The following is a 23,137-nucleotide window of genomic DNA, read 5'->3' as shown; positions in this document are numbered from 1 at the left end:
ATGAAGAAGGATCTCCGATGAAACCCTTGAGTCCGGTGGACCAGCTGTTCCTGTGGCTGGAACGACGTCAGCAACCGATGCATGTGGCCGGCTTGCAGCTGTTCAGTTTCCCGGAGGATGCCGGCCCCAAGTATGTCAGCGAACTGGCCAGCGCGATGCGCGACTACTGCTGCCCCGTGGCCCCCTTCAATCAGCGGCTGTATACCCGCCTCGGCCAGGCCTTCTGGGTCGAAGACAAGCAGTTCGACATCGACCACCATTTTCGCCACGAGGCGCTGCCCAAACCGGGCCGGATCCGTGAGCTGCTGTCACTGGTTTCAGCAGAACACTCCAACCTGCTGGATCGCGAGCGCCCCCTCTGGGAAGCCCACCTGATCGAGGGCATCCGGGGGCGCCGCTTTGCCCTGTACACCAAGGTGCATCACTCCGTGGTGGACGGTATCTCGGCCATGCGCATGGGCATGCGCGCGCTGTCCGCGGACCCGGATGAACGGGACCTGCCGCCCGTCTGGGCCAACACGCCGAAACGCCGCGAACGCATGCAGCTGACCGCCAACCCGGTGGCCGCCGTCAGCGGCCTGGCGCGCTTCAGCGCAGGGCTGAGCAAGCAGATTGCCACCGTCCCCGCGCTGGCCCGTGAGGTCTACCAGATTTCCCAGAAGGCCCGTAACGATCCGGATTACGTCTCGATCTTCCAGGCGCCGCAAAGCATCATCAACCAGCGCATCACTGGCAGCCGCCGCTTCGCGGCACAGTCGTACAACACCAGCCGCTTCAAGGCCATCTGCAAGGTGTTCAGCTGCACCATGAACGATATCGTGCTGGCCGTGTGCGGCAGTGCGCTGCGCGATTACCTGATCAGCCAGAACGCGCTGCCTGACAAGCCGCTGATCGCCATGGTGCCGGTCAACCTGCGCAAGGACGACAGCGAGGGGGGCAACCAGATCGCCATGATCCTCGCCAACCTGGGCACCCATATCGCCGATCCGGCCAATCGTCTGCGTGTGATCAAGGCCTCCGTGGAGGAAGCCAAGGCGCGTTACCGGCAGATGACGCCGGAGGAGATTCTGAACTTTACGGCGTTGATGATGGCGCCCACCGGCCTGAACCTGCTCACCGGGCTGGCGCCGGAGTGGCGGGCCTTCAATGTGATCATTTCCAACGTGCCGGGGCCGAAGCAGCCACTGTACTGGAATGGTGCGCGTCTGGAGGGGATGTATCCGGTATCGATTGCACTGAATCAGATCGCGCTGAACATCACGCTGACCAGCTATGTGGATCAGCTGGAGTTCGGCCTGACCGGTTGCCGACGCACCCTGCCGTCGATGCAGCGGTTGCTGGACTATATCGAGAACGGCATTCGCGAACTGGAAGTCGCAGCCGGCATCAAGTGATGCCGGCTGCGCCGTGTTGCGGATCAGCCCTTGAGTTTCTTGAACACGTCCATGATGTCCAGCGGCAGCGGGAAGACGATGGTCGAGGCGTTCTTGTTCGACATATCGCTCATGGTCTGCAGGTAACGCAGCTGCAATGCCGCTGAGTTCTTGCCCATGATTTCCGCTGCTTCCACCAGCTTCTCGGCGGCCTGCTGCTCACCTTCCGCATGGATGATCTTGGCACGCCGCTCCCGCTCGGCCTCCGCCTGACGGGCAATCGCCCGAATCATGTTTTCGTTCAGGTCAACGTGCTTGATTTCCACGTTGGTCACCTTGATACCCCAGTTGTCCGTCTGGCTATCAATGATTTCCTGGATATCCTCATTCAGCTTGTCCCGCTCGGACAGCATTTCATCCAGATCATGCTTGCCCAGCACCGAACGCAGGGTGGTCTGCGCCAACTGGCTGGTGGCGTTGTAGTAATCCTCCACCTGGATGATCGCCTTGTTCGGGTCCACCACGCGGAAGTAGAGCACCGCGTTGACGCGCACGGTCACGTTGTCGCGGGAAATCACATCCTGACTGGGGACATCCAGGGTGATGATGCGCAGATCCACGCGCACCATCTGCTGGACACCGGGAATGACGATAATCAGGCCCGGCCCTTTCACAGCCTGGAAGCGACCCAGGAAGAACACCACGCCGCGCTGGTATTCCGGCAGCACGCGCACGGACATCGCGACCAGGCCAAGCAGCAGCAATAGGGGTGTCAGATACGGAATCATTTCTGGTCTCCTTGTGATGCGGTACGGGGCACATCCCCGACCGGTTCAACATCCACGCTCAGGCCCCGCACTGCGGTAACACGCAGGGTCTGACCTTCATGAATTTCCACATTGGCGCTGGCACGCCATGACTCGCCCAGCACCCGCACCCGGCCCTCGCCAGCAACGAAATCCGACAGCGCAACCGCTGTCGCGCCATGCAGCCCTTCGCTGCCGGTAATGGCGGGGCGTCTTCGCAAGCGTACCAGACGCGTGATGCCCCAGGTCATCAGCCCGGCGGATATCAGCGCGGTGCCGCCAATCAAAGGTAACGAAATGTGCAGGTTGGCATCATCCATCAGGATGATGGACCCGAACACGAAGGCAATGATGCCCCCCAGCCCGAGAATCCCGAAACTGGGCATGAAGGCCTCGCCGACCATAAAGGCCAGACCGAGAATGATGAGCGCCAGCCCGGCGTAATTGATGGGCAGCACCTGGAAGGCATACAACGCCAGTATCAGGCAGATGGCGCCGATCACGCCGGGGTAGATGTTCCCCGGGCTCGACAGCTCGAAGATGATGCCGTAGAAACCCACCAGCATCAGGAAGTAGGCAATGTTGGGGTTGGTGATCACGGCCAGCAGGTTGTTGCGCCAGTCCGGCTCGACCTGCACCACCTGAAGGTTCTCGGTGTTCAACGTGTAGTTGCCGCGTTCCATGCGGACTTCCTTGCCGTGAATCTGTGCCAGCAGGTCATCGATATCTTCCGCTACCACATTGATGACGTTCTTCTCCAGCGCCTGGCTGGAGGTCAGGTTGACGGCCTCACGCACCGCCTCTTCCGCCCAGTCGGCATTGCGACCACGCAGCTCCGCCAGCCCGCGGATATAGGCCACCGCGTCCTCCAGCACCTTGCGCTCCATGGCCGTGCCCCCCCGGCGCACACGATCCGTCAGGCCCGGCTCGTCATCGCCGTTGTCTGTTGCCTCCCGGTCATCCCGGCGCGGCGCTTCGGCAGGCTCCTCTGGCGCACCTGGCATACCCCCCATCTGTACCGGGGTCGCTGAACCGAGGTTGGTGGAAGGCGCCATGGCCGCCAGATGGCTGGCGTACAACAGGTAGGTACCGGCACTGGCCGCGCGCGAGCCGGACGGCCCGACGTAACCCACCACAGGGATCGGCGAAGACAGGATTTCCTTGATCATCTGGCGCATGGCGCTGTCCAGCCCACCCGGGGTATCCATCCGCAGAATGATCACCTCGGCATTGCTGTCGCGGGCCTGTTGCATGCCGCGTAATACGTAATCACTGGTGGCCGGCCCGATGGGGCCATCGATGTCCAGCAACACGGCCGTGTTACGACTGTCCTGGGCCACCGACGCAATACTCATCAGCGCGCCGAGCAGAATACAGGCCACCCCGGCCATCCCGAATCGGCCCTGCCAACGCAACATATGTGCTCTGAATCTGTTCATAGCCGATATCGTCCCTGTTGCCTGATGAATGGCCCGTCAAACGGATTTTTCTTTTCCAGACAAGGGTATAGAGGCAGCTTGACAAAAGTCAAAAAAACAGTGGCACGGCATCCGGAAACGGCGTAAGGTGGATTCTGCTGCAGATGGACAGCAGTGGATGTTTTGGTCGTGCCCCGCATACGCGTCATCTCCTCAACACCCCCCGTATCCCTCCCCTGCATGCAACACACATATAGATTGGTTTTTTGAGGTATAGATTCAATGGCTACCGGCACTGTTAAATGGTTCAACGAGTCCAAGGGCTTCGGTTTCATCACCCAGGACGACGGCGGCGCGGACGTATTCGTACACTTCAGCGCGATTCAGGGTTCTGGCTTCAAGACCCTGGCTGAAGGTCAGAAGGTGACCTACGAGATCCAGCAGGGTCCGAAGGGTCCCCAGGCTGCCAATGTTCAGGCCGGCTAAGGTTTACGGCTAGAATGGCACACTGACGAAAAACCCCACTCCGGTGGGGTTTTTTGTTTCTGCATCAGTGTCGCATCAGCACGCTGGCGACAGCGGCCGTGATGCGCTCTATCCCTGTTGCGCCGCCGCGTGCAGCAGCGCTTCCTTCTGTTTCCTGCTCAACCTGCGCAACTGCCACTCGCGCTTGCCTGCCTCGCTGCGCGACACCGCCTGTTCGTGATACACCAGCTGCACCGGCCGCCGGGCACGGGTGTAACGCGCACCGCGTGCCGTACCGTTATGCTCCGCCAGGCGACGCACCGGGTCCGTGGTAATGCCGGTGTAAAAGGTGCCATCCGCACACTGCACCATGTACACGCACCAGCCTGCTGTTATGCTTGCTGTCATGATGATTCGTTACCTGCCCGAGGGAATGTTGGCATGATTACCTATCTGTACTGGTTGCTGCTCGTCGCACTGCTGTTCCTGATCCTGTTCGGGCTCGGCGCCCGCCTCAACCGATGGAAGCCAGCGCTGATCGCCAGTGCCGTGGTGCTGATCATCGGCACGCTGCTGTACTACTTCTACCTTGAGCAGATGTTCGTCAAGCGCTGGGGCGGCACCATGACCATCAGCGTACCGGCCGGACAACATCACATGGGCGCCACCTGGAAAGATGACCACCTCTGGATACAGAACTACGATCCGGACACCAACACCTGCATCTTCAGCGAGTACGCCCGCGGCAGAATGCTGGAGGGTCGGGTCGTGCTTCGCAACTGTAACCCGCTGCTGCCCGCGCCGCGCGATGGAATGACAGAATGACCGGCAGCCCCCCCTTCACGGAAACCGAACAGCAACTGCTGGCACGTCTGCAACAGGCGCCGGAAAGCGTTCACGTGACCGACGTGCTGGCCGTTATCGAAGCCGGGTACGAGTATGTCCCCACCACCTTTACCAATGGTGCCGGGCCGCAACAGCTCGTCAACCCCGCGGGCACCAACGAGGTCTCCTGCCGCCTGTTTGCCTTTGCCGCCCTGCATCGCCTGCCGGCGGCGCAGACGCTGGCCTGTTTTGGTCACTATTATCGCGACGACGTGCTGGCAGATCCGGATGGCCAGAATCACGGCAATATCCGTGCATTCATGCGCCATGGCTGGGATGCGCTCCATTTCGAGGGCGACGCCCTGCGACCACGTCAACGCTGATTCCGCTCACGCCGGTTCAGCCTGCGGCCACAACCCCGTATAATGCCCGCTCATCCGGTGCACCGGCGCCGCCGTGCACCCGCACCCCACTCCGTCGCGCCCTGTGCCGGCGGCCGCAGCCGGGACAGATTCCGAATCCATGACCGACTTCGCCATAGGCCAGCGCTGGCTCAGTGAAACCGAAACCGAGCTTGGGCTCGGCATCATCGTCAACCTTGATTATCGCCTGGTAACCGTGTTCTATCCCGCCTGTGAGGAAGAACGCACCTATGCCAAGAACAATGCGCCCTTGTCGCGCATGACCTTCGGCCCCGGCGACCAGGTGCACAACACGGACGGCGAAGCCTGGCTGGTACAGGCCGCCGAAGAGGTCGATGGCCTGATGGTGTACAAGGTCACGCCGGTGGGCCAGCCCGACGCGCCTCGCATACTGCCGGAAAGCCAGCTGGGCTATCAGGTGGCCCTGACTGCCGTCACCGACCGGCTGTTCTCGAAGCAGCTCGACAGCAACGCCTGGTTTGCCCTGCGTGCCGCCGCGCTGAACGCCGAGTCCACCGCAGAACAATCCCCGGTTCAGGGGCTGCGCGGCCCCCGCATCGAGCTGATCGGCCACCAGCTGTCCATCGCTGATGACGTGGCGCAACGCTTCGCACCGCGAGTGCTGCTGGCTGACGAAGTCGGCCTGGGCAAGACCATCGAAGCCGGTCTGATCATCCACCAGCAGTTGCATACCCATCGGGCGCAGCGCGTCCTGATCGTCGTGCCCCCGCCGCTGGTGCATCAGTGGTTCGTGGAAATGGTGCGCCGCTTCAACCTGCATTTCAGCATCTTTGACCGCGAGCGCCTGGCCGCACTGCAACCGGAGGGCGATCTGCGTGACATGCTGGCGCAGATCATCGCCGAGGAAAACGGCGGCGCCGACGACGACGCACCCGCTGGCATTACCGACAACCCCTTCCTGTCCGAGCAGTTGATCCTGTGCAGCACCGATTTCCTCGAAGCCTGCGACATGGATGCCCTGGCGGCGGCCGACTGGGATCTGCTGGTGGTGGACGAAGCACATCACCTGACCTGGTCAGAAGCACAGGCCAGCGAGGGCTATCTGCGGGTCGAGCGACTCGCCGCTGCCGCCCGGGGCCTGTTGCTGCTCACCGCAACGCCAGAACAGCTCGGCCAGGAGAGCCACTTTGCCCGCCTGCGCCTGCTCGACCCGGACCGCTTCCATTCTCTGGCGGACTTTCTGGAAGAACAGCAACACTGGCAGGCTGTGGCAGCCGTGGCCGGACGCCTGCATGACGAGCCCCGCTGGGACGATGCCCTGCGACAGGACGCCGCGCGCTACCTGCCGGACCTACGCATCGAGGAAGATAACCGTGACGCCCTGCTGCGCGAACTGCTCGACCGCAGTGGCACCAGCCGAGTGATGTTCCGCAATACCCGCAAGACGGTGTCCGGATTTCCGGCCCGGCAGGTGACCGGCATCCCCCTGCCCTGGCCCGCACAGTACGGCCCGGTAGAGGCGGCCCACATGGACCCCGATGACTGCCTGCATCCGGAAAGTGGCTACGCCGATGACAGCTGGTGTGCCGAGGACAGCCGCGTCACCTGGCTGGCCGACTTCCTGCGCCAGCAGCGCGACCAGAAGGTCCTGATCATCTGTGCCCGCCGCGAGACCGCCATCGACCTGCACGCCTGGTGCGGCTACAAGCTGGGCATGAACGTGTCGGTGTTCCATGAAGACATGGATTTGATCAGCCGCGACCGTGCCGCCGCCTACTTCGCGGACCTGGAGGACGGCGCCCAGGCCCTGATCTGTTCCGAAATCGGCAGCGAAGGCCGCAACTTCCAGTTTGCCCATCAGCTGGTGCTGATGGACCTGCCGCGCAATCCGGACCTGCTGGAACAACGCATCGGGCGGCTGGACCGCATCGGCCAGCAGCAGGATATCCGGATTCACGTCCCCTACTTCCGTGGCCACGCTCAGGAAGTCCTGTTCCGCTGGTATGACGAGGGCATGCACGCCTTCACGCGCACCAACCCGGCGGGGCCGCAGATTCTGGCCGAGACCGCCAACCTGCTGGATCAGGCCCTGGCGACACCGCAAGACAGCACCTTGGTTGACGACCTGATCGAGACCACGCAGACCGTCACCCGCGAGCTGCTGGCGCGCATGGAAGCGGGACGCGACCGGCTACTGGAACTCGGCGCCCATGATCCGGTGCGCGCCGAGCGCCTGATCGCCGATGTGGCCGCCGCCGATGCCGACTCCCCCGCCGGGTTCATGGAGGCCGCATTCGAGCGTTACGGTGTCGACGTGGAAGAACATTCCGCCGAGACCATCATCCTCAAGCCCGGCGCCCACATGGTCGGCCCCTTCCCGCGTCTGCCGGAGGAAGGCACCACCGTGACCAGCGACCGGCGCACCGCGCTGGCGCGCGATGACATCCAGTTCCTGACCTGGGAGCACCCCATGGTCACCGGCACGCTGGAGATGGTACTGGGGGAAGACAAGGGCAAGGCCTGTGTCGCGCTACTGCGTAACCGCAAGGTCAAACCCGGCACCTTGCTGGTGGAAGTGTTTTATCGCCTCAGCTGTGTGGCACCTCGTGCCCTGCAGGCCAACCGGTTCCTGCCCAGCACCATCATGCGCGGCCTGATCGACGCTCAGGGGCGCGACCTGAGCCAGGCCATCAGCCACGGCGGGCTGGACAAGCAATGCCACAAGTTGGACAAACCGCTGGCGCGCAAGATCGTTGAAAGCCAGCAGGCCCTGCTGGCCCGGTTGCTGGATGAAGACCTGGTCCGTCGCGAAGCCAGCGCCAGCACCCTGATCGACGAGGCGCTGGCGCGCATGCACGCTCACCAGACCCACGAGCGCGACCGCCTGCTGCGCCTGCGTGAAAAGAACCCGGCCATTCGTCAGGACGAAATCGATTTCATCGACGAGCAGACCCGGCAGTTGGCCCGGCATATCGGCGAGGCGCGCTGTGAACTGGCGGCGGTGCGGGTGATCGTGGCTGGCGAGTAGCTCACCCTTCCCTGACGTGCGCCACATCAGGATAGGCAGATGGACAATCCTTACAGCGAAGCAGCCCTGATCCGATGGTTCCGCGATGCGCTGGAGGCCGCTGGCGTTGACGCGGACTGGGAACAGCAACCGCTCAGCTATGACGCCATGAATCCGTATGATTTTCTCTGCCTGGCACTGATTCGCCAGGCAGAGAGAACCTGGCGTCTCAAATACGGCTTCGCGCCCACACCGGGACAGCTGCACAAAGCCCTGGGTGCGGCGCAGTTTGATCTGGCACGCAGCCGTCGCCAGCAGCGACTGCCGTGGTTGCGGCGCCTGCTCGGGCACTGAATTCATGATGGCAAAATGCCATCCCCTTTTTTTGCGTCCGATTTTCTTTCGTGGTGGCATTTTGCCACCATCCGTTATTGTGTTTTTAGCCGTCTGAAAGGTCTATCCTGAGCACTCATGTGCCTTACCAGCAGGGAGCCTTCACCCGGTGTATTCGTTTTTTCCAGCCATCATTGCCGTGCTTTTTCTGGGTTATGGCCTGTATGTGCTGAAGCAACGCGGGCGTACTCGTGTCACGCTGAGTTTTTTCCTGTTGTGTTTCACCACATTTTCCTGGCAAGCGACCTGGGCCGTGCTTTTTCGTGTCGAGGATCCCGATAGCGCCTTGATACTCTCCCATGTCGGCTACCTGATGATTCTTTTCTTGCCGACCACGCTCTACCACTTCCTCGTTGAAATCACGGAAACGCATCAGGAACGCCGACTGGTTCTGCTGTCGTACGCCTTGTGCAGTGTGCTCGCTGTCCTGCTGCTGACGACACCCTGGATCGTTGCCGGCACCTACGATTATTTCTTCGGCCGTTACCCACAGGCGGGAGTGCTGCATCCTCTGCATGTGTTGCAGACCTGTGTCGTGGTGTTGCGTGGGCTCTACATCACCTGGCAGGCGCAACGTGATGCGCCGCCGCGCCAGCGCATTCGCTTGCGCTACTGCATGGCCAGCCTGTTTATCTATCTGTTTGCGGCGGTCGACTATCTGTGCAATTACGGCCTGGAATTCTACCCGCCGGGCGTTTTCCTGATTTTCATCAGCCTGGGCCTGCTGACATTGGCCACCGTGCGCTATCAGTTGATGGATGTGTCGGTGGTGATCAGCCAGGGGCTGGCACGCCTGATGACGCTCGCGCTGTTCGCGTTGCTGTATACCGGCGCGCTGGTGACGCTGCAACGCTACTGGCCTCAAGCCGGACTCATGACCTATGCCCTCGTGGGCATCGTCTGGCTGGTGCTGGTCTGCGAAAGTTACGCGCCATTGCGCCGCTATCTGCAGAGCCTGCCGGACCGACTCATGCACGGCGACCGGCACCTTTATCGCTATGCCGACGTGGTGCAATCCCTGAGCCACGCACTGAACCAGCCGATCACGCTGGAGGCCCTCGCGCGAGCGCTGGAGGAAGTGCTGCGCAACGATGCCCGCATGGCACCCGTGCATCTGTACGTGCGCGCCGGGCTGCTGCGTGGCGACATGGATCCCGCGACGGGCCATTTTCTGCGCTGGGACACGCGCAAGGGCGAAGCCAGTCATGCCGAACCGCTGCCGGCCGATCATTCACTGGTGACCGATCTTGCCACACAACCCATCGGTTACTTTCGTGAGCTGAGCAGCAACGGGCGACGCTTGCTGGAAGCCCATGAAGCGCGCTGCGCCTTGCGTGTCAGCACTGACGGTGCGCCGTTGGCACTGGTACTGATCGGGCGTCAGGATGGATTCCCTCACTACACGCACACGGATCTGGATCTGCTTGAGCTGCTCCCTGCACAGCTGGCTCTGGCGTTTGACAAGGTACAGGCTTACGGCCGCGTCTCCGCCGGGCTTGCGCGCGCCGGTAAAACGGCGTCGCTGATGGCACTGATGAACGAATACCAGCATGAACTCAAGGCGCCGATCAGCATCATGCACATGTATGCACAATCGGACATGGACAGCGAGGCGCTGCGCAGTGAAGTGTTGACCCAGTGCCGGCGCCTGTTCGCCTTGCTCGAACGCATGGTGCGGGTACTGCACGATGATCGTCAGCGTAGCGACAGGCCGGTATCCCTCAACGGCGTTGTACAAGCCGCCGTGAGGCTGTTCCCGCAGCGCCAGGCTCAACTGGTGCTGGATCTGGATACACGCAAACCGATGCTCAGTGGCGACGCCGATGATCTGTTGATCCTCTGCGTGAACCTGCTCAAGAATGCCGCCGAAGCCACCGATCCGGCACGTCCCAATACCATCACCCTGCAGACACGTCTGCTGGACGACACGGACACGATCAGCCTGGTGGTGGCCGACACCGGCGTCGGCATCAGCGTGGCCCAGCAACAGCGCCTTAGCCTGCCACTGGAGTCCACCAAGGCTGGCGGCAGCGGGCTGGGGCTGAAAGTCATGCGCCGCATCGCCGCCGAACACAAGGGCCAGGTGCGCCTGGACAGCACACCGGGAACGGGCACCCGGGTCGAGATCCGTCTGCCTGCCCTCAACACCCTGCTCAACGGCACCCCGGAGGCCCCATGAACCAGGAACAACCGGCAAGGATTCTGCTGGTGGAGGACGAACCCGCGATCCAGCGACTGTTTCGTCATACCTATGGAGAGTTTGATCTGATCACCGCCGGCACACTGGCTGAAGCCCTGCAGCTGCTGGAAAACGAAGGCAGCGGCATTGCCGTGGTGCTGGCCGACCATTATCTGCCTGACGGCACCGGCGTCGATGTCCTCAGTTGGGCACGCCAGCAACGGCCGCAAGCCATCCGCATGCTGACCACCTCCCATGCGCAGGTCAGCCAGGCACTCGTCGCCGTCAATGAAGGCGGCGTCACCGGCTATATCCTGAAGCCCTGGGAACTGGAGACCCTGCGCCAGCATCTGCGTGACGCCCTGCGCACCTATCGTGAACGTCAGCAGGAACTCGCCTTGCTGGAAGGCAAGCGACAGACCCTGATCTCTCTGGCCAGCAGCATTGCCCACGAAATGCGCACACCGCTGGCCACCATCCGCTTGCGCGCGGAAGCCATCGCCGAACACTGGCCCATGTTGATGGCCCTGTACCGCGACGCTCTGGCCTCAGGCACCCTCGGCAGCACGCGACCCGGCCGCGTGCACGCGCTGGGCAACAGCCTGGACGTAATTCGCGACGAAGTGGACCGCTCCAATCTGGTTATCGACATGCTGCTGGCCTCAGCCAATACCGAAGCGTTTGATACCGCCAGCTTTGCCATGCAGCACGCCGGTGACTGCGTCCGCGAAGCCCTGGCGCATTACCCGTTCGAGCCCGGCATGGCGGCACGCGTCACACTGCACGATGACCCGCATTGTCGCTTCTACGGTTCCGACGTGTTGCTGGTGTTCGTGCTGTATAACCTGATCAAGAATGCCTGCCAGGCATTGGCAAACCATGACAGCGCACACCTGCGCATCAGCCTGCGCCAGACCTCCTGCGGCGCCAGCCTGACCTTTACCGACAACGGCAGCGGCATCGCGCCGGAGGTACTGCCGCGCATCTTCGATGATTTCTATACCACCCGCATGGTGGGCACCGGTATCGGCCTGGCGTTCTGTCGCCGCGCCATGCAGGCCATGGGCGGAGAAATACGATGCCGCTCGCGGCTGGGGCGTTATACCAGTTTCCGCCTGCGCTGGCCGCGGGCCAACCAGCCCTGACGGGTCCGTGAAAAGAACGGGGGGCGCCGTAGCGCCCCCCTTTTTCCCCCTGTCGTTTTATTCACCTGCAACAGCAAACGGCACTTCATAGGTACGGATCTTGTCCAGTACCGCCGCCGGCAGTCGGCTTATGCGTCGCTGATGATTGGCAAATACGATTTGCTGATACCCACCGGATACCAGGTCCCCACTATCGGCATTGAAAAAACGGAACAGGATATAGAACGAAGCCTGCTTGACCTGCGCCGTATTCAGCTCACAACGAATACGCTGGAACGGAAAGGTTTCGTTGACATAATCGTTGTGCGCCCGCTTGGTAATGAAGACGCCCTGATCCTGCAACATGTCTTCCGCAATGCATTTGAAAAACCAGGACTCGCGGCAAACACCCTGCCATTCGAAATAGCGGGAAAAATAGGTATTGGTGTAAGCGTTGGAATCCTTGAGCCAGGTTTCCAGGAAGTGGGTATAGGTTTTTTCCGCTTCCGCATAAGGCAAGCCCTGCCAGTCTTCAATATGATGACTGTGTTGCGGGGTTTGCCAGGCGGTGGCGGGAATCTTGATATGCTGGTTCATGATGAACCTCCTGTTGGATTAGGTTGAAAACGGGGTGAATCCCCGCCTCAACGGTAGTCCAATCAGAAGACCCGGCGTCATGTATTTGCCGATGATGGCAAAGTGCCATCATCGTAAATTATTTCTTTTTTCCCGTTAACGTCGCGATCATCGATTGCTGAAGATCGTCTGCATCCACCACCACACTGTCGCCTTCGTCATCCGGCATCACCGCGACACCGGTTTCGTCATCGCTCATTCCCGGCAACCAGCGTTCCAGCCATACATCCAGCGAAATCATCGTCGGTGTGAAGTCTGCCCAGTCGTCGCGCGCCCAGGCGGCGGCCATATCGGGGTGCGGCCAGACCGGCAGGCATTCCTGCTCATCGGCACGCATCATGGCCCAGTCGTCGCCCTTGGCGAGGCTCCAGATTTCATTGTGCGCGATCGCCTGCTGCACAAAATATTCGTAGCGTTCGTCGGCGGGCAGGCTCATGGCCTCGCGCAAGGCCGCGTTGTCGAGGGAATACGTCATGATGACCTCCGCAGATGAATGACCTTCCAGCATGCCATACCTGCCCCTCGCGGATACAGTGTATACACTCTGCTACACTGTTCCGGTGTTCCCGGTACGCCCTGACAAGGAGTCGCCATGCCACGCCACACACCGCGATCGCGCCCTGTCCGCTTGCTCGGCTGGGGGCTGCTGGGGCTGTTCGCCCTGCTCTTTGGGCTGTTGCTGCTGACGCCGCTGTGGCCGGAGCGCTCATTGAACGCGTGGCTCGACGAAGCGCTGTCGGACTACACGGGCATGCAGGCCGACATCCAGGGCGCGCGCCTGCAATGGCTGCCCCGCCCCAGGCTGCGCACAGGCGAATCGCGGCTGACCGGCGATCTCGACGATGACGACGCACCGGGGCTGCGGGCCCGCGCGGCCAGCGTCACCCTGTCCTGGCGCAGCCTGCTGCGTGGCCAGGTCGCTATCCAGCGACTCGAACTCGAGGCGCCGGTACTGATACTGCATCGCGACCGCGACGGTGCCCTGTTCCCGGACCCCAGAGACTGGCGCGATCCCGATGCAGCACCGGGCCATATCCGCCTGGGGCAGCTCACGGTCGACGACGGCACCCTGATCTTTCGCGACGCCGGGCGAGCACCACTGGTGCTGGAGGGCTTCTCGCTCACCCTCGATGATCTGCGGCGGCCCGCCCCCCCGGAAGACGGCACGCCCTTCCACGGCCTTCATCTCAAGGCCGAGGCGGCCATTGATCGCCTGCACTACGGTGATCTGTTGATCGCCGATACGGCCCTGACCCTGGACGGCGACGACGGCACCCTGACCTCCAGCGACCTGGCGATGACCTGGCTGCACAGCCGTGGCCAGGCGACATTCCGCCTGGCCCTGGGGGCACAGCCCGCGCAGCTGTCCCTGACCCTCGAGCTGCCGGATTTACAGGCCGAAGCCATTCCCGAGGCCTGGCGCGCCGGCCAGTCCCTGCGCGGCATCGGCCGCGTGTCGCTGACTCTGGATGCACAGGGCGCCAGCAACGCCTGGCCCGGCGGCTGGCCGGAATCCCTGGACGGAGCATTGCTGCTGGAAGGCAGGGATATCCACCTTGAGGGCTTCGACCTGGATGAGGAGCTGAGCCGCTACCGCCGCACCCAGCGCTTCAACCTGACCGATGTCGGCGCCGTGCTGCTGGCGGGCCCGGCCGGCCTGGCCGCCACCAAAGGCGGCGAATTTGCCCGCCTGCTCGACCGCGCCGACGGCGATACCACCCTGACCCGGGTGCACTCCCACTGGACACTGGAAGACGGGGTGGCGACCGCCGCTGACGTGGCGCTGGCCACCACCCGGAACCGGGTCGCCGCCCGCGGGCAGGTGGACTTCGGTGCCCGCGAATTGCGCGATCTCGAGGTGGCGGTGGTCAATCAGGAAGGCTGCGCCGTGATTCGCCAGCGCGTTTACGGGTCTTTCGATGATCCCCAGGTCAATGAACCCAGCATCATTGATGCGCTGCTGGGCGCCCCCCTGGACCTGCTGGACCAGGGGCTGGGCCTGCTGCGCATTTCCAGCAGCGACTGCGATGCCTTTTATGATGGCGAGGTGGCCGCACCGGAGGAGTGAGCCACCACAAACCTGATCAGGTGCTGCCATCCAGAGAGTGACCGCACCCTTCCAGGTCGCGCTCACCCAACCGCACCAGGACCTGATAGTCGAACATCGCCCCGGACATGTTGTCCTGGCAAGCGGTTTCCCGCACCTCGATATACAGGGTTTCCCCCTCAGCCTCGGTGGTGCGCACGGTCACGGTCACATCCCCCATGCGCTCCGTTTCGGTGGGCGGCGCCGGTACATCCAGCGTCCGGCTGCCATAATCCAGTACCAGGTGCAGACGGCTGTCCGGGTAGATCTCCAGATGCCAGCCTGGTTCATTACCCACGGCCCGGAAGCCGACGCCACGCGCCCGGGCGTCAACCCAGGGGCGGCTCAGCGGCCCGCCTTCTGTTTCTGCGTCGGCGACCTCCGCCGCCGGTTCCCCGGCCTGATCACACCCGGCCAGCCCCAGTAGAGACATTGCCCCGGCAAGCGCCAGCGCTCGCCATCCCGTCGTGGTTACCCGCATGCCCTGCTCCTTCTTTCAAACGCTGTTCACGGTGGCACTACTCGCATCGCGCCAGACTGACTTGTGTCAGCACGGCATCGGTGCTTTCACGTATCATGGAATACTATCCCAGAAGCCTCTCACCGTAGAGAACAGACCATGAAACTCAGCGATATGCGCCGCGATTATGAAAGTCAGGGCCTGCGTCGGGCCGATCTGGACACCGATCCATTGCTGCAGTTCGAACGCTGGTTTGCAGAGGCCGAGGCGGCCGGTATCGAGGATGTCACCGCGCTGACCCTCGCCACGGTGGACGAGGAGGGCCAGCCTCGGCAACGTACCGTGCTGCTCAAGGACGTGAGTGACGGCGGCTTCGTGTTCTATACCAATTACGACAGCCGCAAGGGCAAGGCGCTGCTGGCACGGCCACGCGCCAGCATGCTGTTTCACTGGCTGCCGCTGAACCGGCAGGTCATCATCGAGGGCCAGGTCAACAAGGTCAGCGAGGCCGAGTCAGCGGCCTACTTTGCCAGCCGACCACGGGGCAGCCAGCTGGGCGCCTGGGCGTCGCGGCAAAGTAGCGCCATCGCCTCGCGGGCCGACCTGGAGGCACAGTTGGCGGACGTCGCCGCCCGCTTCGGCGACGGTCCCGTTCCATTGCCTTCGTTCTGGGGCGGCTTCCGGCTGATGCCCGAGCGGATCGAGTTCTGGCAGGGCCGCCCGGACCGTCTGCACGACCGCTTCGAGTTCCTGCGCCACGGGGCTGACAGCCACTGGACGATCCAGCGCCTTCAGCCCTGACGTTCAGATGCGGCTCAGGCCTGCAGTTCCATCAGCAGGGCGTTGATGCGACGCACATAGCCTGCGGCGTCCTTCAAGCTGTCGCCGCCCGCCAGCCGCGCCTGTTCATAGATCACGGAAACCAGATCGCGCGTGTGCGGCCCGTCGCCCTGCTGGTGCAGTCGCTGTACCAGTGGATGCTCCGGGTTGATCTCCAGCGTCGGCTTGGTCTCTGGCACCGCCTGCCCGGCCGCTTCCAGCAGGCGCCGCATCTGTGCACCCATGTCGTGTTCGGCCACCACCAGACACGCCGGTGAATCCGTCAGGCGATGCGTGGTGCGCACGCTGGCCACGTCATCTTCCAGCATTTTCGCAATCTGCGCCGTCAGATCAGCATAGGCCTTGTCGGCTTCTTCCTGCTTCTGTTTCTCTTCGGCATCTTCCAGATCACCCAGGTCGAGCTGGCCCCGCGCAACGTCCTGCAACGGCTTGCCGTCGAACTCGCTCAGATGGCTCATCAGCCATTCATCAATGCGGTCCGACAACAGCAGCACTTCGATGCCCTTCTTGCGGAAGATCTCCAGGTGGGGGCTGCCCGCCGCGTTCTGATGCCCATCAGCGACTACGTAATAGATCGCCTTCTGGCCTTCCTTCATGCGGCCGATATAATCCTTGAGGCTGACATTCTGTGTCGCTTCACCGGTATGCGTGCTGGCAAATCGCAACAGCGCGGCAATTTTCTCCCGGTTGGCGAAGTCTTCCGCCGGACCTTCCTTGAGCACACTGCCAAACGCTTCCCAGGCCTGCTGGTACTGCTCCGGCTCTTTCTCCGCCAGCTTCGTCAGCATGTCCAGGCCGCGCTTGGTCAGCGCCTGTTTCAGGGACGCCACCGTGCGATCGTTCTGCAGAATTTCCCGTGACACATTCAGTGACAGGTCGTTGCTGTCGATCACCCCCTTGATGAAGCGCAGGTACAGCGGCAGGAATTGCTCGGCATCGTCCATGATGAAAACCCGCTGGACATAAAGCTTCAGGCCACGCGGCGCTTCGCGCTGATACAGATCGAACGGGGCCTTGGCGGGCAGGTACAGCAGTGAGGTGTAATCCAGCTTGCCCTCGACACGGTTATGGCTCCAGGTCAGGGCGTCGCCATAATCGTGGGATACGTGGCGATAGAAATCCTGGTATTCCTCGTCGCTGATGTCGCTCTTGTTGCGCGTCCACAGGGCTGTGGCGCTGTTGATCTGCTCCAGCGCCGGGGCGTCGTCGGCCTGGTCATCATCGTCCGGTTTTTCTGCAGCCATCATGACCGGGATGGAAATGTGGTCGGAATATTTTCGCACCAGCGACTTGAGGCGCCAGGCATCAAGAAACTCCTTTTCGTCTTCGCGCAGGTGCAGCACGATTTCGGTACCACGTTGCGGGCGCTCGATGTCACCCAGTTCGAACTCGCCGGTACCTTCGCTGGCCCAGTAAACGCCGGCGTTGGCGGGGTCTCCGGCCTTGCGGGTACGCACTTCCACGCGCTCGGCAACGATAAAGGCGCTGTAGAAGCCGACGCCGAACTGGCCGATCAGGCGGGAGTCCTTTTGCTGGTCGCCGCTCATGTGCTTGAGGAACTCCGCGGTGCCGGAGCGGGCAATGGTGCCCAGGTTGGCTACCACGTCATCACGGTTCATGCCCACGCCGTTGTCGCGCAGGGTCAGGGTGCCTTGCGCCGGGTCGGCTTCAATCGTGATGCGCAGGTCGCCGTCGCCTTCGTAGAGGGTGTCGTCTTGCAGGGCAAGAAAGGCGAGCTTGTCGGCGGCATCCGAGGCATTGGAGATCAGCTCGCGCAGGAAGATTTCCTTGTTGCTGTAGAGCGAGTGCACCATCAGGTGCAGGAGCTGTTTGACTTCGGTCTGGAATTCGCGCTTTTCGGTCTGGGCGGCCTGGGACATGGTCTGCTTCCTCAAACGAATGTTGTGGCCCCGGGATGGGGGCATGTTATGAGGGCAGAGGTGGGGGTCCGGGGAAAAATTTCAAGGCAGCCGCCTGGCCGGGATCGTGTACAGGGGCTCCGTAGCACGGCAGGCCGGGGGCGGGTAAGCCCGTTCGGGACTCGCCGTGAACCCCTCCATGGGGGCTTGCGTTCGGCATCCTGCCTCACACAGTCCCGAACAGGCTTACCCGCCCCCGGCCTGCCTCGTTATGAGGCAAGCGTTCGCCGTCAGCCTACACCACGCCCTGAGCCAGCATGGCGTCGGCCACTTTCAGGAAGCCGGCGACGTTGGCGCCGCGGACATAGTCGATGTGGTCGCCGTCGCGGCCGTGCTGGCAGCAACTGGTGTGGATGGCGTGCATGATGCTGTGCAGCTTTTCGTCGACTTCGCCCTCGCTCCAGTGGATGCGCAGGGCGTTCTGGCTCATTTCCAGACCGGACACGGAGACGCCGCCGGCGTTGGCGGCCTTGCTGGGCGCGTAGAGGATTTTCGCGTCGCGGAAGGTTTTTACTGCCTGCGGCGTACAGCCCATATTCGAGCCTTCGGCCACGGCGAAGCAGCCGTTGTTGATCAGGGTGTGGGCAGCCTTTTCATCGAGCTCGTTCTGGGTGGCACACGGCAAGGCGATGTCGCAGGGGAAGTGCCAGGGCGTCTTGCCCTCGGCGTAATCGAGTGAGTATTCCTCGGCGAGTTCGGTGATACGGCCGCGGCGGTTGTTCTTCAGGTCGCTGAGGTAGTCCCACTGCTCGCGGGTGAAGCCGTCAGGGTTATGCACCGTGCCGCCGGAGTCGGACAGGGTGACCACTTTGGCGCCCTGGACGATGAGGATCTTCGCCGCGAACTGGGCAACATTGCCGGAGCCGGAGATGGCAATGCGCTGGCCTTCGGTGCCACAGGCGCGGGCGCGCAGCATTTCTTCCAGAAAGTAGACCAGCCCGTAGCCGGTGGCTTCCGGGCGCAGCAGGCTGCCGCCCCAGCTGTAGCCTTTGCCGGTAAAGACGCCGGTGAATTCGTTCTTCAGGCGCTTGTACTGACCGAACAGGTAGCCGACCTCGCGGGCGCCAACGCCGATATCGCCCGCCGGGACATCCAGATCGGGGCCGATGTGGCGATAGAGCTCATTCATGAACGACTGGCAAAAGCGCATTACTTCGTCATCGCTGCGGCCGCGCGGGTTGAAATCGGCGCCGCCCTTGCCGCCGCCCATGGGCAGGGTGGTCAGGGCGTTCTTGAAGGTCTGTTCAAAGGCGAGAAACTTGAGCACGCCCAGATTGACGCTGGGGTGGAAACGCAGGCCGCCCTTGTAAGGGCCGATGGCGCTGTTCATCTGCACGCGATAGCCCCGGTTGACGTGGACCTGGCCCTTGTCGTCGGTCCAGGGCACGCGGAACATGATGACCCGCTCGGGCTCGGTCATGCGTTCCAGCAGCGCCTGCTTCACATACACATCGTGCTGTTCGATATAGGGCCACAGGCTGGTGAAGACGGTGCCTACGGCCTGGTGAAATTCCTTTTCGTGGGGATCTCTGTGGGTCAGGCGATCCAGAAAATCGTGAAGAGTCTGCATGGTGCGCATCTATCCTGTGAGGTATGCGGTGTCAGAAAAATATGAGGGCATGATGGCGGTTTCACCTGCTGCGGGGCAAGGCAAACTCAGCGCGTGCGAAGACGGCGCCCCTCGTGAATATCCTGCCCGGGATGCAGAATGACGCGCTCCCCCGCCTCCAGGCCCGCCGTCACTTCGGCACGCAGCCCGCTGCGCTCACCGATGTCCAGGCGACGCAGGCGCGCGCGGCCGTTATCGGCCACATAGGTCGCCCAGCCGGTGTCATCGCGGAACACCGCGCTGACCGGAATCTGCAGCACGTCGTCGCTGTGCCGCAGCAGAAATGCCGCCTCCACCCGGTAGCCGTCCCCCAGGCCCGCGGACAGCGCATGGTCGAGGTCGATATCCACCAGCACCCAGACGCGTTGCTCTTCGACGCCCAGTGCGGACACCCGGGTGAAGCCGGCGGGCTCCACACGCCGAACGGTGCCCGCGAGTTCACCGTCGCCGCCCCAGCGCGTCAGCAGCACTGGCATGCCCGGGCGAATGCGCACGGCATCGCGGGACAGCACATCAACTTCCACTTCCAGGCTGTTCAGATCACCCAGCACCATGACCGGTTCGCCCGCCTGGACCGCGCCTTCGCTCTGTCGCGGGCGCCGCAGCACCGTCGCATCCAGGGGCGCGCGTACGGTCAGGGGCGCGACGTCGTCGGCACCGCCACTGACCGCCAGGGTGGCACGGGCATTGTCCCGTTCATGGCGCGCCACATCGACGGCAAAGCGGGTGGAGCGCAGCGCGGCGTCCGCTCGGCGGACTTCGGTTTCAGCGCGATCCAGCACCTCGGCGGACAGGTGCCCGGCGCGGGCCAGGGGACGCACGCGCTCGAGTTCCTTGCGGGCCAGTTCGGCGCGCGCCTCTTCTGCCTCCACATGGCTGCGGGTCACCGCCAGCATGGCTTCGGCCCGGCCCAGGCTGGCCTCCGCCTGGGCGCGGCTGCGCGCATCCAGCGGCGCGGAATACAGCGGCTGCACGAGGAACAAGGGGTCGCCACGCTGCACCGTGTCGCCCGGCTCCAGCCGCACGCGACTCAGGTGGCCACTGACCGGCGCGGACACCTCATAGCGATCCGCCAGCCGGGTGCGCCCCTCCTCTTCCACCGTGACCCGGAACGTATCGCGGTGCGCCTCGGCGGTATCCACCAGCGCCGGTGGCTCCCGGAAGCCGAGCAGCAGGCCGGCGACAATCGCCACAGCCAGTGCTGCCAGCAGCAGCGTGCGACGGGTGCTCTTGTTGATTTTTTTCATCGTGTCACTCCATGCCTTTCAATGCCGTCACCATATCCAGGCGGCGCAACAGCCGGCCGATCATCAGTGACGATAACAGGGTGGCGCCCAGCACCACGGCGGCGGCCCAGGCGTAGGTGGCCGGGGTCAGCACCAGCGGGATGCGGTACAGGTCCGTCTGCATGGCGATGGTCATCAGGGCACACAGGCCCGCGCCCAGGGCAAAGCCCAACGGCAGGGCAAGCAGGGTCAGCAGCACCAGTTCGCCAAGCAGAATGAAGGTAATTTCCGCGCGCGTGAAACCGAGCACGCGCAGGCTCGCCAGTTCCCGGTTGCGCTCGGCAAAGGCGATGCGCGCATTGTTGTAGACCACGGCAAAGGCAATGGTCCCCGCCAGGAACAGGCTGAACAGCGTGAACAGCAGGATGTTGTCTTCCATCAGATCGCGAAAGGCGCGGATCAGCGTTTCCCGCAGACTGATGGCCGCCACGGTGGGCCGGTCTTCCAGCGCCTGCTGCAGCGCCGCCAGGTACGTGGGGTCCACGGCCAGAAAGGCGCCACTGGCAGAGCCGCCTTCGCGCAACAAACGCTCCAGCGCAGGCTGCTGCATATAGACCCCCACCCCGATGTACTCGGTCACCAGCCCGGCCACCGGAATGGCGAGGGTCGGGCGACGGCCTTCCTGCACGGACACATACAGGGTGTCGCCCGGGCGGATATCCAGCAGCCGCGCCAGATGATCGGTGATGACCGCGCCTTCCTCCGGCAAAACCAGGGGTTGCAGGTCACGATCCAGGACATGAAACAGCGCGCTGTCCGCCCGATAGCCGTGCACGGCGCCGCGATAGCTGCGGTGGCCGTTGCGCAGGATGCCCGGCACCACGCGAAACGCTTCGGCATGCTGCACGCCGGGCAGGCTGCGCAGCTCATGCACGGCACGCCAGGACACCGGCTCGTTGAAGATCACGGTCACGTCCTGTTTCTGCGCCAGGCGGTACTGCACATCCACCATGTGGTTGATGGCGCCCCGGGAAAAACCGGTCAGCATCAGGATCGACACCGCAAAGGCGATACCCAGCATGGACAGCCCGGCCTTGACCGGCTGCCGTTCCAGATTGCGCAGAATCATGCGGCTGGGTTGCGACAACCGCTGCAGGCCAAGCCTTTCGATCACGGTGCGCCGATAGCGCGCCGGTGGCGCCGGGCGCATGGCCTCCGCCGGCGGCAGCTTCAATGCGGCGCGCACGGCACTGAACGTCCCCAGCACGGTAGCGCCCCCGGCAATCAGCACGGCGGCCACCGCCACCGACGGCCGCAGCCGGAATTCCAGCCACGGGAAGCGAAAGAAATCCTGATACAGACTGGCCAGGCCCGAGGCCAGCCAGACGCCCAGCAGCACACCGGCCACACTGCCCAGCAACACGACCACCATCACCAGCATCAGGTAGTGCAGCGCCACGGTGCGGCTGTCGTAGCCGAACGCCTTGAGCACGGCAATCTGCTCGCGCTGGGTGCGGATCAGCCGCGCCGCCACCACATTGAGCAGAAAGGCGGCGACGCCGATCAGCACCAGCGGAATGAAGCGGGCCATGGCGGACAACTGTTGCAGCTCGTCCTCAAGATAACGGTGCGAAATCTGGTCTTCGCGATCATGGGCGCCAAGCCCGCCCCAGGGCGCCAGCAAGGCATCCACCTGCTCGATAACACTCGCGGCGCCCTGCCCCGGGGCCAGGCTGAGCACCACACTGTTGAAGGCGCCCTCCATGCCAAAGGCCGCGCCAAGCGCGCTGCGATTCATCCACATGACGGCGAAGCGTTCGAAATCCGGAAACAGCTCGCCGGGGCGAATCTGGTAGATGTATTCCGGCGACAGGGCGATGCCGCTGATACGCAGCCGCTGGTAGCGGCCATTGATGACCACCGCGAGGCGATCCCCCACCACCAGACCGTGGGCGTCGGCAAAGGCCTCCGCCAGCAGCACCTCATCATCGCGGCCAGCCTCCGGCCATTGCCCGGCGCGCAGGAACAGGCGATTCAGCGCCGGTTGGCGGCCATCCGGCACCGAGATCATCAGCCCGGTCACCGGATCGGGGAAGTCCGCCACGCGCACCGTGACCGGCGCCTGCACCCGGGTCGCCACCTGGGCGACGCCGGGAATCTCTGCCAAGCGGTCCGCCGTCACCTCCGGGGCGCGCTTGAGCTCGGCAAAGACGCTGGCGAAATGCTGGCTGGCATAAACGCTCTGCTGGGTCAGCCGCAGGGAATCCAGGGTTGCCAGCGACATGACAAAGGTGGCCACCCCGGCGGCAATCACCAGGGCAATCGCCAGCCCCTGCTCGCGCAGCGTCCACAGGTTCCGGCGCAGCTTGATATGCAGGGTGCGCACGG

The 23,137-nt window shown here is 63.3% G+C and carries 20 protein-coding genes; 10 read left to right on the top strand and 10 right to left on the bottom strand.

Translation table 11 applies throughout. The annotated features are described in order from the left end of the window. The first annotated feature begins 17 nt into the window (after window positions 1-17). Window positions 18-1,394, top strand: a complete 1,377-nt coding sequence (locus DKW65_RS13025; RefSeq protein WP_111657850.1) for a WS/DGAT/MGAT family O-acyltransferase — start codon at window positions 18-20, stop codon at window positions 1,392-1,394. Between the two features lie 23 nt (window positions 1,395-1,417). On the opposite strand, the gene DKW65_RS13020 is transcribed toward DKW65_RS13025, so the two are convergent. Next, on the bottom strand, window positions 1,418-2,161 hold the full coding sequence (locus DKW65_RS13020; protein ID WP_111657849.1) for a slipin family protein: 744 nt from the start codon (window positions 2,159-2,161) through the stop codon (window positions 1,418-1,420). Continuing rightward, entirely contained in the window at window positions 2,158-3,618 is a 1,461-nt protein-coding gene (locus DKW65_RS13015) for an NfeD family protein (RefSeq protein WP_245932514.1), read from the bottom strand. The genes DKW65_RS13020 and DKW65_RS13015 overlap by 4 nt, the downstream gene beginning before the upstream one ends. Before the next feature lie 261 nt (window positions 3,619-3,879). Between DKW65_RS13015 and cspE the strand changes: the two genes are divergently transcribed. Next, window positions 3,880-4,083, top strand: coding sequence for a transcription antiterminator/RNA stability regulator CspE (cspE, locus tag DKW65_RS13010; RefSeq protein ID WP_111657847.1), 204 nt, complete (start codon window positions 3,880-3,882; stop codon window positions 4,081-4,083). Window positions 4,084-4,191: 108 nt separating this feature from the next. Here cspE and DKW65_RS13005 read toward each other — a convergent pair whose 3' ends face one another. Next, window positions 4,192-4,470: a GIY-YIG nuclease family protein gene (locus DKW65_RS13005; RefSeq protein ID WP_245932513.1), complete on the bottom strand. Its 279-nt coding sequence runs from the start codon at window positions 4,468-4,470 to the stop codon at window positions 4,192-4,194. Window positions 4,471-4,503: 33 nt separating this feature from the next. Here DKW65_RS13005 and DKW65_RS13000 point away from each other — a divergent pair, with 33 nt between their 5' ends. The 6 genes from DKW65_RS13000 to DKW65_RS12975 all read left to right on the top strand — a co-directional run bounded on the left by DKW65_RS13000 (window position 4,504) and on the right by DKW65_RS12975 (window position 11,994). Then, complete coding sequence (locus tag DKW65_RS13000) at window positions 4,504-4,887, top strand: hypothetical protein (protein WP_111657846.1); 384 nt, start codon at window positions 4,504-4,506, stop codon at window positions 4,885-4,887. Next, window positions 4,884-5,270 carry a HopJ type III effector protein gene (locus DKW65_RS12995; protein WP_111657845.1) on the top strand — a complete coding sequence of 129 codons (387 nt, stop codon included), beginning with the start codon at window positions 4,884-4,886 and terminating at the stop codon, window positions 5,268-5,270. Before DKW65_RS13000 ends, DKW65_RS12995 begins: the two co-directional genes overlap by 4 nt. 139 nt (window positions 5,271-5,409) lie before the next feature. Next, on the top strand, window positions 5,410-8,298 hold the full coding sequence (gene rapA, locus DKW65_RS12990) for an RNA polymerase-associated protein RapA (RefSeq protein WP_111657844.1): 2,889 nt from the start codon (window positions 5,410-5,412) through the stop codon (window positions 8,296-8,298). Between the two features lie 39 nt (window positions 8,299-8,337). Next, window positions 8,338-8,631, top strand: a complete 294-nt coding sequence (locus DKW65_RS12985; RefSeq protein WP_111657843.1) for a hypothetical protein — start codon at window positions 8,338-8,340, stop codon at window positions 8,629-8,631. Between the two features lie 148 nt (window positions 8,632-8,779). Next, window positions 8,780-10,849: an ATP-binding protein gene (locus tag DKW65_RS12980; protein WP_111657842.1), complete on the top strand. Its 2,070-nt coding sequence runs from the start codon at window positions 8,780-8,782 to the stop codon at window positions 10,847-10,849. After that, complete coding sequence (locus tag DKW65_RS12975; RefSeq protein WP_111657841.1) at window positions 10,846-11,994, top strand: sensor histidine kinase; 1,149 nt, start codon at window positions 10,846-10,848, stop codon at window positions 11,992-11,994. The genes DKW65_RS12980 and DKW65_RS12975 overlap by 4 nt, the downstream gene beginning before the upstream one ends. A 57-nt stretch (window positions 11,995-12,051) precedes the next feature. On the opposite strand, the gene DKW65_RS12970 is transcribed toward DKW65_RS12975, so the two are convergent. Beyond that, window positions 12,052-12,570 carry an acyl-CoA thioesterase gene (locus DKW65_RS12970; RefSeq protein ID WP_111657840.1) on the bottom strand — a complete coding sequence of 173 codons (519 nt, stop codon included), beginning with the start codon at window positions 12,568-12,570 and terminating at the stop codon, window positions 12,052-12,054. Between the two features lie 118 nt (window positions 12,571-12,688). Further along, window positions 12,689-13,084, bottom strand: coding sequence for a DUF2750 domain-containing protein (locus DKW65_RS12965; RefSeq protein ID WP_162925867.1), 396 nt, complete (start codon window positions 13,082-13,084; stop codon window positions 12,689-12,691). 117 nt (window positions 13,085-13,201) lie between these two features. On the opposite strand from DKW65_RS12965, the gene DKW65_RS12960 reads away from it, so the two are divergent. Beyond that, entirely contained in the window at window positions 13,202-14,677 is a 1,476-nt protein-coding gene (locus tag DKW65_RS12960) for an AsmA family protein (protein WP_111657838.1), read from the top strand. A 16-nt stretch (window positions 14,678-14,693) separates the two neighbouring features. Here the strand turns inward: DKW65_RS12960 and DKW65_RS12955 are convergent, their stop codons facing one another. Beyond that, on the bottom strand, window positions 14,694-15,176 hold the full coding sequence (locus DKW65_RS12955) for a COG3650 family protein (protein WP_162925866.1): 483 nt from the start codon (window positions 15,174-15,176) through the stop codon (window positions 14,694-14,696). A 138-nt stretch (window positions 15,177-15,314) separates the two neighbouring features. Here DKW65_RS12955 and pdxH point away from each other — a divergent pair, with 138 nt between their 5' ends. Continuing rightward, window positions 15,315-15,956 carry a pyridoxamine 5'-phosphate oxidase gene (pdxH, locus tag DKW65_RS12950; RefSeq protein WP_111657836.1) on the top strand — a complete coding sequence of 214 codons (642 nt, stop codon included), beginning with the start codon at window positions 15,315-15,317 and terminating at the stop codon, window positions 15,954-15,956. A gap of 14 nt (window positions 15,957-15,970) precedes the next feature. Here pdxH and htpG read toward each other — a convergent pair whose 3' ends face one another. From htpG to DKW65_RS12930, 4 genes are all read right to left on the bottom strand, one after another. Continuing rightward, on the bottom strand, window positions 15,971-17,875 hold the full coding sequence (htpG, locus tag DKW65_RS12945; protein ID WP_111657835.1) for a molecular chaperone HtpG: 1,905 nt from the start codon (window positions 17,873-17,875) through the stop codon (window positions 15,971-15,973). A gap of 274 nt (window positions 17,876-18,149) precedes the next feature. Further along, window positions 18,150-19,484 carry an NADP-specific glutamate dehydrogenase gene (gene gdhA, locus DKW65_RS12940; RefSeq protein WP_211315805.1) on the bottom strand — a complete coding sequence of 445 codons (1,335 nt, stop codon included), beginning with the start codon at window positions 19,482-19,484 and terminating at the stop codon, window positions 18,150-18,152. Between the two features lie 86 nt (window positions 19,485-19,570). Further along, complete coding sequence (locus DKW65_RS12935; RefSeq protein WP_111657833.1) at window positions 19,571-20,770, bottom strand: efflux RND transporter periplasmic adaptor subunit; 1,200 nt, start codon at window positions 20,768-20,770, stop codon at window positions 19,571-19,573. 4 nt (window positions 20,771-20,774) lie between these two features. Then, window positions 20,775-23,135 carry an ABC transporter permease gene (locus DKW65_RS12930; protein ID WP_111657832.1) on the bottom strand — a complete coding sequence of 787 codons (2,361 nt, stop codon included), beginning with the start codon at window positions 23,133-23,135 and terminating at the stop codon, window positions 20,775-20,777. Window positions 23,136-23,137 lie beyond the last annotated feature (2 nt).

This window comes from Isoalcanivorax indicus (assembly GCF_003259185.1).
GTDB classification, from domain to species: Bacteria; Pseudomonadota; Gammaproteobacteria; order Pseudomonadales; family Alcanivoracaceae; genus Isoalcanivorax; species Isoalcanivorax indicus.
This window is presented reverse-complemented; position numbering and strand designations above follow the sequence as displayed.